Below are 10,585 nucleotides of genomic sequence, written 5' to 3'. Positions count from 1 at the left end.
CCAGCCATAATGCAGCCACTGAAATAGCGATCACCACAAAACTATGAGTGATAGCTACAGAAAGACCCAATAACAAAGCATCACGCTTCGTTCCCTTTATGCCGATAAGATAAGCTGCGGTTAGCGTCTTTGCATGTCCTGGTTCAAGCGCATGCAAAGCCCCTAAAGCCAAAGCTGTTGGAAAATAAAGCCAGGTAAATGGATTCTCAATCATAGGATTCATCTTTTACTTTCTTATTTAATAAAACTTTTCAAAACATCAATCAGCTCTTCACCTGACTCAGCCGCACCTTTTTTGCTTTCTGAATCAACGATATGTTCGCGGATATGATCCTCGATCACTTCAAGCAAAAGTCCATTGATGGCGCCTCTGCATGAAGAGAGTATATTCACGTTCTGATAGCACTCGTCACCCGCCTCAAGACCCTTCTTAAATGCCTCGAGCTGGCCAATAATTCGATTCACCCGAGAGGTGATCTTTACTTTATTCTTTAGCGTGTGACTCATGCTTACTCCTTATAAGGTAGGGGTATACCCTATATTTTGAAATCTGCAATAGAAATAAACGTCGTGCTTGCTCTTTCACGAAGAGCAGGACGTCATTTTAGAAAATAAAAAGGCGAACCCTAGGGAGGTTCGCCTTTTCTTGTGGTTCAAGTAAAAATTTACTGACCTCTATTGACCGACATGAATTTGGCCATATTGCGGATGTTATAATCGCGGAAGGCGCAGATTCTATCCGAGTGATTCAAAGATTGTTTCATTTGCGCTGAAATACCCTTGTCATTTAAGTGCGACACCAAGCGTTCATCATATGATACATTCATCAACTTGTTATCACCCAGTGGACTTTTCAAAATCACGCCTTTGCAAAGCGACTGGATTGGACCCTGATTATTGAAAGCCAAAGCCTGGATGCAAAGTTGTGCCTCAACGGCAGAAGCATCATCGAACTCACTTTGTGGACTCGTGCTGCTATCCTTCGAAGTTAGCGGATAACGGTCTGAGTGTTTAAACCAGTACCATGCTGCTTTTGGATAAAACACAAATGGATTCGTTAAGTAATCTGCTTGAATCAAAGCCTTCACTGCTGGGTTGCCTTTAGATTCCTCTTCCGTTTGATCGTGCATCAAACGCTTTAAAGAACTCCAAGCCAGAGAACCTTGTCCGCCACGTTTTACTTGATCAAGTTCTGCGATCGAGTGAATCACGTTGTCTTTCAAAAGCTCTTCAAGAGCTTCGATATTCCCTTTATTGATTCTTAAAGCCATATTCAAATCCGTCTGAACATTGGCAGGATTTCCATTGTACATTTGCAGCATCTTATCCATGGCCGCCATACCCGTGGAGGTATACAGATCTTGTTGATACGGAGTAAAATCCACCTTGTTTTTGATCATCAAAACATAGTCGTCATACACAAAGTTCACCATACGATTCGCCAGGAATCCCGAGCGAGACTGCATCACATTGAACTGTTCATATACAGTCGTGATCAGTTTTTCGTAAGTATCCGCCGTTTTTTGAACTTGCTCTGCCGTTTCCTCAAGGTTTGCTTTGTTAGCCAAAGTCGATTGACCTAGATTATGAAGCGTTTTGTAAGCAGCTAAGATCGTTCTAATGCGAATTTGCGTATCAACGATGGTCGGAACAATCGTCGAATTGCCATTGTATTTGGCAATGCGGCCTTTTTCAGATTCTAAATATTGATCAATCGCTTGCAGACTGTCTTCAACGGTGTAGTTAATATCAATCGTCGATTCGTTCACAAGGGCCGCTTTATCTACAATGTACCACTTATTGAAATACTCGATCGCCGAGACGTTTGCACCGTGAATTACGTCTTGCATATTACGGCCAATCGTTTCAGCCAAAGCCACCGGATCTTTGAATTGTGGAAGATCAGCCATATTTGCCTGGAACCATTCATCGTAACTTAGCTTCGGCATCACTTTACCAGATACTTGGTCTGGTACTGGAATACCCACAAGGTCGAACGGAATTCTTAAGGAGTTGATACTCATCGTGAAGAAATTCGTTTTATCAGAATCTCCGCCATAACCGGTACCGCCACCGGACGCCATTGAGTCTGTCATTTTAAAAAGAAGCTTTAACACCGCATTTTGTTTCGCTTGGGTATTGGGCAAGGTCTTGATTGTGGCAAGAGCTGAGTTGTAATCGCCCAAAAGGGTTTTAACTCCCTTATAGAAATCCACAACCTCTTGTTGAATTTTATTTTGGAAAGTCGCATCCGTTGGAAGCTTTGGATCCACACCGATTTGAATCTTTTGCAGCCACTTTGTGATATTTGGTACGTGAGTATTTAGGATATAGTAGCCCACGAATGGATTGTTTGACGTCATTTGATTTTGTTTGTCCTGACGGAACTTTAAATCTTCCATGCCTTTTTGGAATAAACGCATGCCATCACGTGCCTGACAGTAAGACTCGCTAGTCACTTCCATCAAGCATGACATTGAGGCCATGAACTCCTGTTGATTCAATTTACGCAAAACTTTTGCATATTTCTTTTCACGAACAAGACTTGAAAGTTTAGAAATTGTCGTCGCCAATTGACTTCCAGTCATATCTTGACCTGAAGAAGCAAAGGAAGACGCCACTTGAACCGCAGTGCTGATATAAGCACCCAGAGCTGCCTGCCCATCACCTGTCAGACACTGATTTAATTGAGGAATTGAATCAACGACTTGATTTAGCATCGAAAGGCCTGTTTGAGTCGTCGCTTGCAAACGAGAACCGAAATCCAAAATACCGCTGCCCATAAAGTTCGCGCTGTCGCCGACTTGAGCTGACAATGTGGCACTTTCAATCGAGCGATCCATCATTGCTTTTAGAACCTGTTGCTTCATATCAGGAGCACTCGTGATAAATCCACGCAACGCTGTGATTTCTTGAGGCAGTTGAGCCAAACGGCTTACTCGGGCTGGCGTATCGGAAGCTGACTTTAATGAAGACTCCAAGTTATTGATAGAACTCTGAACAGAAGCTCCCAGAGCTTTACAATTTGGATCATCTTTTAGCTGCAAAGTAACTTTACGAAGATTCTGGGTAGCTGATAAAGCGGCCTGAGTCCACACGCCCTGAGAGGCACAAGCTCCTCCAAAAGAATACGCCGAAGACATGCTTTCCTGGGCATAGGCACCTTGCGCAACCAATAGGAGTAATACGGCGAATGTAGACTTCATAAGACCACCATCAATAAAAGTATTGTTAAAAGAAGAACAGCAAGCGCCATACCGTCTAAATAGAGATCAAGACATTTTAAATTACGAATGGCACAGGTCAGTCCTATCAGCGCCGTTTTTTGTTAAACAGCCTCTTCAAAGAACGACGTCTCATTTTGAGATTGCAGATGCCTAAGATTACAGAACAAGAGGGGGGCGTTCACCATGTAACCTTTTGCCTGAAAGATGAACTCAACCTTGACTTCCCTTCGAGGATTGTTGATCTTGCAAACACGAGGAGACAAGAGTTGAACGTACCAGCACGTGCCTTACTTCTGTTCGTAACTTTGGTCACGTTGACGGCTTCCGCCGCAGCGATCTCTACAGCTACACCAAAAAGCTCAAAAACCATTGTCTTGATTACGGCCGAGACCACACCATTCATGTCTCCGAATATGAAAGATGATGGCGCCGCGATCTACGCCCTTCGTAAAATTCTAGGTAAAATTGGCTACAAAGTGGAAATGCGTTATGCTCCGTGGACTCGGGCAAAAATGGTGGCCGATAAGGATGACACCATTGATGGCTTCTTTCCTTATGCAGCTCGTGACATGGATAATTTTATTTATTCACGTCCTCTTTCCGAAACCCCTTGGATTATTGTTCAACGCAAAGATCATCCCATTCATTGGACCAAACTCGAAGACTTAACGAAATACGTTGCCGGTAATGTCACCGGCATCGAACTTCGACCCGGCATTAAGGAACTGGTTGAGCAGAAAAAACTACAAGTGGAATCAACAACCACAGATACTTACAACCTTCTGAAGCTTGCGACCAAACGTGTGGATCTTGTCTTCATGGATCCCAACGTCTTCCGCTTTCACATGGCGACAGTTCCTGAACTTCAGGCCTATAAAAATATTTTAGAGATAAATCCGAAGCCAGTACACATTGATAAATACGGACTAGCTCTTAAAAAGAACGCAAAAAACGAAGTCTTCCTAAAAGAATTTAATAAAGTTGCATCCATCGAAGAAAACACGAAGAATATTGAGTATTATCTCAAGCATATGAGCAAGGAACCCCAAAAATAAGGCGGCCTTTATGTTCAGATTCTTCATCCCTCTTTTCTTGCTGTTTGGAGGAAGTTCTTTTGCGGCGGAATTGCAGACGAATTCTACCTACTCTGCTGACTCCCCGAAATGGGTGACCAAAGGTCGCATCGACAAAACCACGGAACGCATTCAAAGTTTTATGGAGTGGGACATTCATCGAGTGACACTGACTTGGTATTCCAGTCAGGAAAAATTTGAACAAGCTCACAAACTTGGTCCTTCTGTTTTAGCGGTGTCACGCAAGGGCGACAACACAGTCTTGCTGGGACCTCGTGTGAACGCCGATAACTTTGATCGCATCTTTGGTCATGAACTTGTCCATGTCATCTCTTATCAAAAATATAAAGAGGCCATTCCCAAATGGCTCGAAGAAGGTCTTGCCAATTTTGTCGCTAAAAATGGAGCCGTTGACTACAAGTGGCTTGCTAATCGACCTTTTCCCAAGGACGTTCGAGAACTTACGCATCCTTTTAACGGCAATCAAGAAACACTTCGCTATCATTACGAAGCCTCCCAAGCTTTAGCAGAAATGATTTCCGCAAAGTGTGACCTGCGAAATCTTTTGCGCTTAAGTGTAGGTCAAAAAATGGAAAGTTATTTAGATACTTACTGCAATATCAAAGACCTGAACTCGAGCTATCAGCAATGGATCAAAAATAAATCGAAATAAGAATGCCAATTCATCGAGAAAAATCTTTCGATGAATTGTGAACAAAAATTTCCTCCATTTAAATAATTATTTATATACTTTCTTATCCCTTTTTTGAGTTTTTCATTTACATAATTCGAATGCTCAAGAAGGGACATCTAGGACACGAGTTAATCCTTCATTGACCCCTTTTATTTCCACTGCACATTGCCGATGCGCAATTATAATTAGTTTTCTATTTACTAGAACGGATGCAGCACGTGACCACTACAAAATCTCTTTCGAATTCAAGATCAACCACTAGACCTACTGAAGAAAATTTCTCTCGCGATGAGGCCTGCGAAGTCGTGCGAAAGAAACTCGAGAATTTACTGCAACTTATCGTCGATCATCCGGCGGAAGTGAAGGTTTCCACACATCACGGAGAACGCACAACCGTCTTTACTGTGGACTGTTCACAAAGAAATTTTAGTAAAGTTCTTGGCTGCAAAGGTAAGATGATCTCATCTCTTCGAACGATCACAATCGCGATGACAGCTCGTTATGGCATTCGCTCTATCGTCGAAATTCCTTACTTCTCTCCTCAAAGCTCTGGCGAGCAGAACTCCGAAACTGCAGCGTCGTAAATCCTAGACTCCCGCAGGAAAGCCGGTAGGTTATGCTTAGCCATATGAGTAGCGAACTGATTGAGATCGACCCGAACGCTCTGCGCGCGTTGCTGCGTGCACGTGGACTGACCAGATACGATCTCGCTAAAAAATTAGATATGTCCACGAAAACAGTCCAGCGCTGGTTGAATGAATCTGTTCGCCGCATTCGTCTCGATACACTGGAAAAACTTGCTGCAGCTCTTGATACAAATCCAGATCAACTCAAAAAGTCCTCAACATCCATTGCTCAACGCACGACGAACAGAGCCCTTGAAGAACTCACCTCTCGAGATTTCGTAAAAAAAATTCGCACCACAGGAGACTGGCAAAACTACCTCAACATCCTGAAATCTTTCGCACCACATACCTTATCTTCAGAGCAGCGTTTGAGTTTATATAAATACATTGGAATTTCCTCGTACCATCTTCGCAAATTTCGCGCATGTCGTATGTATCTCAATCAGGCAATACAAATCGCCGATACCTTGGAAATTCCCACAGAACAACTTGATATCATGAACTGGCAGGCCCTTCGCGAAGAAACCACAGGAAACTTCGCTGAAGCCCAAAGATATTTCGACAAAGCCGAGCAGCTTCTGACTGAGATTGATGATCCCTGTTGTCATGCGCTTTTTTATTACAAAAAATCTCGCCTGTTTCATCAGATGGAAAGATATGAGGAGGCTTTGATCTGCGCAAAAAAATCGATCCTGCTGGAGTATTCAAACCCCGACGCACCTCCAATGCTGAACATTGCACTCAACTATTTGCAAATGGGAACAACGTATTTGCATTTAAGAAACTATGCAAAAGCCCGTGTCATGTTTCTACGAAATATTCAAACCGCTGAAAAAGCAGGTTGGGTCCGCGGAATTTTTTTTGCACATTTCTATTTGGGTCTTCTTCAAGCCATTAAAGAGTCTCGTCTCACCAATAGCCATTTCGGCAAAGCTCGGATGATTTTGAAACTTGGCGCAAACAAGCGCTACGATCATCGAATTGCACAATTTGAATTCATTTATTTGGTACTACAAAAACGCTACGACGAAGCGAAACACAATATTGCCGTACGCCTTAAAAAAAATCGCAACAGCCGTTTACACTTTTCTTACACGGTATTAGATGCTCTGCTCTTGGAAAAGCTGAAACCTGAACTCTTGCACGTTCGTCGCAGCTATGTAGAGGTGGCCATCGAATTCTTTAAACGCAATCACACTTTCCAAGCCCTCGAGCTTACAAAGAAGCTCACGGACTCTCCTCGTCTTGAAATTTCTCAATTCCTTGAACTCTATCCTTTTTAGGGCTCTAAAGAATCTGCCAAATTTTCCAAAGCCTGCTTCCACCTCAACCGTAACTCGTTGCGAAGTCTTCCGGTTTTCAGTTTTTCATGGGTGAAGACGACAATGCATTTTTCTTCTGTACGCGGAACTAGATGAACTTGCAGGTAAGAGTGACTTTCACCATCACTCTCACTCCAGCGCAAACGAATCCTGCGACCGGCAAGCATTGTTCGCACTTCTCCATAGGCTCCATCTTCGGTCTCAAAAATCGCTTTATTTTTTAATTTAAAAGGCCCTAATGGCTTCAACCATAATGCCAGTCCCCGAGAAGATACTAAGTACGTCCACATCTTCTTGGAATTCAATGGCATCACTTTTGTCGCAGTCATTGAATATTCGCCCTTGATATTTTGACCTTCTACTCTGCGACCAAGATGAATTTCATAACCACCAGCTACAATATGTTGCCACCATGCTGTGAGTTTATATTTTTTCTTCAAAAAAGCGGCGATATCTTTGTGAATCCACTTCGAAGCGCCCGATTCATTTAAAATCGAAACCCACTGATCCCAATTATTTCCGGTGTGCTTTTTCACTGAAGCCGCAGAAACGCGACCAAGGGTTTTTATTGAATGATTCATTCCCTCTACAATAAGAAAATATTCGCCTTAGCGCAAATTTAAATCAGCGGCTGACGACTTTGGCGCATAGGACATTCCGATCTCTTCACTGAAATCTTCGAATGTCCTTGGCTCGCGCTTCATCAAATCCTTGAAAGTCTTAGTAACCTCGGCTGTGGCCCCTTCACGAACAGCTTGATGTCGACTCATCATAAAATCAATCCACCAGTCGCTCGCATGATTTTTCATCATGGCCTTTCGCGCGGCCTCTACCGTGATCGGCACATAAGAGATTCTTTTTCTTGCATGCAAAGATAAAATCGCCAAAGCCTCGGCATTGGAAAGAGCACGCCTGCCGGTGATAGAATAGACTTTTCCGAGGTGTGTGAACGGGTTGACTAAAATTTCAGCAATGACACAGGCCATGTCCCCAGCATCAAGAAAAGCTGTGCGCCCTTCTCCTTCTGGCAAAAATAAAGCACCATGCTCCAGAGCACTTCCATAATGACGTTCAAAGTTTTGCATAAAACTTTGCCCTTGCACAAGAACAGAAGGAACACCGCTACTTAAGAGGAGGTCATTGATCTCTCCTTCAGACCTAAGAAACAAATAGGGAGAGTTTGCATCGGCCCCCACAATGGAGGATCGAACAATCAATTGAACACCCGCCCGGCGCGCTGCACCTATTGCATTAGCGGCATGAGAGACCATGGACTCCGAAAAAGGAATCAGTAAAAATAGGACGTCAACATCTCGGAAAGCTTGCTCCAATGAAGCGGGCTCTGCGTAGTCGATGGTCAAAAGCTTAATATCATCGGGAAAAGTCCTTTCCTGACGACAAGCCGCAACAAACTCAACCTCACGATGATGAAGTCTGCGCATGATTTCATGTCCAAGACAGCCGGTAGCGCCTGTAATTAGTATTTTCCATGTCATAGGGACATTATCGCTCTAGAGTTAAGGCTCGGACGAGGTGTTTCTTGGCAGTTGAACACTCCCCTTGACCGGCCATTTCTTCTGAGGTCTATTTATCGAGTGAATTTCTTTGCCGAAAACCTGAAGGTTTTTAAAAAAGCAGCGTTGCCTCTGTTCGTCCTTGTTGTTGTGTCGAACAACATCGACCAGTACCTAAACATGGAGGTCGAAACGGCTCTGCAGAACCCACTCGGCGCCTCATCTCAAGTTTATTTCTTTGGCTTTCTTTCAATCGTCAGCAGCGTGATCTTTCCGGTTCTTTTAATGAGCACCGCTTTGTTTGCGCTGGCAAAGACAGAATCTGGAAAATCTCTGACGATTTTTCTCGGCCACTATATCAATCAAATTTTTATCGAAACTTTGCGCGCTTGGGGAAAAACCTTGATGTGGTCTTTACTTTTCATTGTCCCTGGCATTTGGAAATACCTGGAACTGATTTTAGTTCCATTCGTTGTCACAAGTTCTGACAGATACAATGCCGGCGAAGTCGATGCACTGAAGGCCTCTAGTTATGTTTTCCGCCAACACTGGTTTAAAATTCTAGGTATCATTATTTTCTTCCACTTGTTTATTCCATTGGTTCTAACAAGTTTCTTCGACTCTTATCGCTTGATTTGGAAAACTCCGATTGCAAGCCTGGTTTTGAGTTTGATTGATACCTACATCATTTTAGTTTCAACACAGTTATTGTTTAATGTTTTTCAAAGCGAGGTAAGAAAACATGACTCTCATGTTTAATTGGAAAGATATCAAAAATCGCGGCAAGGGTCTCACTTTCGATGACGTTTTGATTGTGCCAGCACGTTCAGACGTTCGTTCTCGTCGTGATCCACAGTTAACTTCTAAACTTACCCGCAACGTGACGATTGAAACTCCGATCATCAGCGCCAACATGGATATGGTCACCGAGTACGACATGGCCTTGGCTATGAATAAGCTAGGCGGTATCGGCATCCTTCACCGCTTCCTTTCTATCGAAGCACAAGCTGCACAAGCTCGTTTGCTTAAAGAAAATGGCGTGAAAAACATTTCAGCCAGCGTAGGTGTGGGGGAAGAATTCAAAACCCGCGCAAAGGCTTTGGTTGAAGCCGGTGTGAATGTCATCACAATCGATATTGCTCATGGTCACTCGGTACAAATGATGGAGACAATGAAGTGGTTGAAAGATCACTATCCGCAAGTGGATTTGATCGCTGGTAATATGGCAACTCCAGATGCGGCTCACGATTTAATCTCTGCCGGTGCAGATGCGATCAAGGTAGGTATCGGTCCTGGTTCGATGTGTACGACTCGTATCATTACGGGTTGTGGTGTTCCCCAATTGACGGCAGTTGCATTGTGCGCAGAAGTCGCGGCAGAGCATGGCGTGCCCGTGATTGCCGACGGTGGTCTTCGTACGTCTGGCGATATGGTGAAAGCGTTCGCTGCTGGTGCGAGCACAGTTATGTTGGGTAGCATGCTTTCGGGAACTATTGAAAGCCCGGGCGAAATCAAAAACGGTAAGAAACAATATCGTGGTATGGCTTCGCGTGCAGCTCAAGATTCTTGGCGTGGTGGTGTTCCAGAGGGCATGGCTCCAGAAGGAGAATCCACTCAAGTGAACGTGAAAGGTCATGTGAGTGACGTGATTCACGAAGTCACTGGCGGCATCCGCAGTGGTATGAGCTACATCAATGCAACAAGCATTGCTGAAATAAAAGAGAAAGCCCTCTTTATGGAAATGTCTGCAAATGGTATTGCTGAATCTCGCGCTCACGGAGTAAAGAGCTAGAGGCAATATGAATCACGATTCACGACCCATAGGAGTGTTTGACTCAGGCATCGGCGGGCTCACTGTTTTAAAAGAGCTCGCACTGCAATTCCCTCAGGAAAGTTTCCTTTACCTGGGGGATACGGCACGCCTGCCCTATGGTTCGAAGTCTCAGCAGACAATCCGCAAATATTCCGAACAGAATATTGATCATCTTCGCAAGCAAGACGTGAAAGCTATCGTCATTGCTTGCAACACGGCTTCGACACAAGTTCCTGAACAAGAATTTCACGGCCTTCCCGTTTACAATGTGATCGGGCCCGGTTCACAAAAAGCCTTGGAAGTTTCTGAAGGTTTG

Annotated in this window: 11 protein-coding genes and 1 pseudogene; 7 read left to right on the top strand and 5 right to left on the bottom strand. The window is 43.9% G+C overall.

Features of this window, described 5'->3' with window-relative positions; genetic code table 11:
- From VF412_RS07440 to VF412_RS07430, 3 genes and pseudogenes are all read right to left on the bottom strand, one after another.
- Positions 1-223 (bottom strand): annotated as a pseudogene (locus VF412_RS07440) (nickel/cobalt efflux protein RcnA); the annotation flags it as partial.
- Positions 224-234: 11 nt separating this feature from the next.
- Positions 235-507, bottom strand: coding sequence for a metal/formaldehyde-sensitive transcriptional repressor (locus tag VF412_RS07435; protein WP_331338592.1), 273 nt, complete (start codon positions 505-507; stop codon positions 235-237).
- Between the two features lie 158 nt (positions 508-665).
- Positions 666-3,206: a hypothetical protein gene (locus VF412_RS07430; protein ID WP_331338591.1), complete on the bottom strand. Its 2,541-nt coding sequence runs from the start codon at positions 3,204-3,206 to the stop codon at positions 666-668.
- 287 nt (positions 3,207-3,493) lie between these two features.
- Here VF412_RS07430 and VF412_RS07425 point away from each other — a divergent pair, with 287 nt between their 5' ends.
- The 4 genes from VF412_RS07425 to VF412_RS07410 all read left to right on the top strand — a co-directional run bounded on the left by VF412_RS07425 (position 3,494) and on the right by VF412_RS07410 (position 6,903).
- A complete protein-coding gene (locus VF412_RS07425; RefSeq protein ID WP_331338590.1) occupies positions 3,494-4,282 on the top strand; it encodes a transporter substrate-binding domain-containing protein in 789 nt (262 codons plus the stop codon).
- 10 nt (positions 4,283-4,292) lie between these two features.
- A complete protein-coding gene (locus tag VF412_RS07420; RefSeq protein ID WP_331338589.1) occupies positions 4,293-4,973 on the top strand; it encodes a hypothetical protein in 681 nt (226 codons plus the stop codon).
- A gap of 239 nt (positions 4,974-5,212) precedes the next feature.
- The gene (locus tag VF412_RS07415) at positions 5,213-5,578 is read left to right on the top strand and encodes a KH domain-containing protein (protein WP_331338588.1); all 366 of its coding nucleotides are present in this window, start codon (positions 5,213-5,215) and stop codon (positions 5,576-5,578) included.
- A 44-nt stretch (positions 5,579-5,622) separates the two neighbouring features.
- Entirely contained in the window at positions 5,623-6,903 is a 1,281-nt protein-coding gene (locus tag VF412_RS07410; protein WP_331338587.1) for a helix-turn-helix transcriptional regulator, read from the top strand.
- On the opposite strand, the gene VF412_RS07405 is transcribed toward VF412_RS07410, so the two are convergent.
- Both VF412_RS07405 and VF412_RS07400 read right to left on the bottom strand, forming a co-directional pair.
- The gene (locus VF412_RS07405) at positions 6,900-7,523 is read right to left on the bottom strand and encodes a hypothetical protein (protein WP_331338586.1); all 624 of its coding nucleotides are present in this window, start codon (positions 7,521-7,523) and stop codon (positions 6,900-6,902) included. The genes VF412_RS07410 and VF412_RS07405 overlap by 4 nt on opposite strands.
- 27 nt (positions 7,524-7,550) lie before the next feature.
- Positions 7,551-8,438 carry an NmrA family NAD(P)-binding protein gene (locus VF412_RS07400; RefSeq protein WP_331338585.1) on the bottom strand — a complete coding sequence of 296 codons (888 nt, stop codon included), beginning with the start codon at positions 8,436-8,438 and terminating at the stop codon, positions 7,551-7,553.
- 99 nt (positions 8,439-8,537) lie between these two features.
- Here VF412_RS07400 and VF412_RS07395 point away from each other — a divergent pair, with 99 nt between their 5' ends.
- The 3 genes from VF412_RS07395 to VF412_RS07385 all read left to right on the top strand — a co-directional run.
- Positions 8,538-9,215: a hypothetical protein gene (locus VF412_RS07395; protein ID WP_331338584.1), complete on the top strand. Its 678-nt coding sequence runs from the start codon at positions 8,538-8,540 to the stop codon at positions 9,213-9,215.
- Positions 9,208-10,248, top strand: a complete 1,041-nt coding sequence (locus VF412_RS07390) for an IMP dehydrogenase (protein WP_331338583.1) — start codon at positions 9,208-9,210, stop codon at positions 10,246-10,248. Before VF412_RS07395 ends, VF412_RS07390 begins: the two co-directional genes overlap by 8 nt.
- A 7-nt stretch (positions 10,249-10,255) precedes the next feature.
- Positions 10,256-10,585 (top strand): glutamate racemase (locus VF412_RS07385; RefSeq protein ID WP_414640832.1); only part of this gene is annotated, 330 nt, incomplete at its 3' end.

It is taken from the genome of Bdellovibrio sp., assembly GCF_036384735.1.
Lineage (GTDB): Bacteria > Bdellovibrionota > Bdellovibrionia > Bdellovibrionales > Bdellovibrionaceae > Bdellovibrio.
The sequence above is the reverse complement of the archived record's forward strand: the minus strand, read 5'-3'. Positions and strand labels throughout refer to the sequence as shown.